Source organism: Streptomyces litchfieldiae, assembly GCF_031845365.1.
In the GTDB taxonomy this organism is placed as follows: Bacteria; Actinomycetota; Actinomycetes; order Streptomycetales; family Streptomycetaceae; genus Streptomyces; species Streptomyces litchfieldiae.
Genome location: NZ_JAVREL010000089.1, coordinates 1 through 472 on the forward strand (window position 1 = coordinate 1; position 472 = coordinate 472).

The window sequence follows — 472 nt, forward strand, 5'->3', positions numbered from 1 at the left end:
GGGTCAGGGAATCCGGTGAAAGGCCGGAGCTGACGCGCAGCGGTATGGAGGACAGGCGCAGCAACGGCCACATGGGCCGGCCACTGGCCCGATCGTGGGCTGGGAAGGTGCTGCGTCTGGATGAATCCGAGTCCGAACACCTGCTGGCCCGGCTTCGCGGCTGCACGCGGCGAGGTCCGCACCCAGCTGGACTCCGCGTTCGAGTCCCGGATCGGAAGGTTCCACTTTGTTTGATCGCACTCGCAGCATTTCGCTTTTGCTGCTTGCAATGTCGCTGACGACTGGATGTGGTTCGTCGGCCGGGAATACTATCGACGCTCAAGTGTCCGCGCCTGGTTATCCTGTCACGCTGACGAACTGCGGACGTAGCGTCACGGTGAAGTCCCCACCACAACGCGCGGTCTCGATCAACCAGCCCGCGACCGAGCTGTTGTTGACGTTGGGCTTGGCCGACCGGATGGCGGGCAGCGCC

The 472-nt window shown here is 64.2% G+C and carries 1 riboswitch.

The features are described from left to right. A riboswitch (cobalamin riboswitch) is annotated at positions 1-162 on the forward strand. This riboswitch is flagged as partial in the annotation. Positions 163-472: the final 310 nt, after the last annotated feature.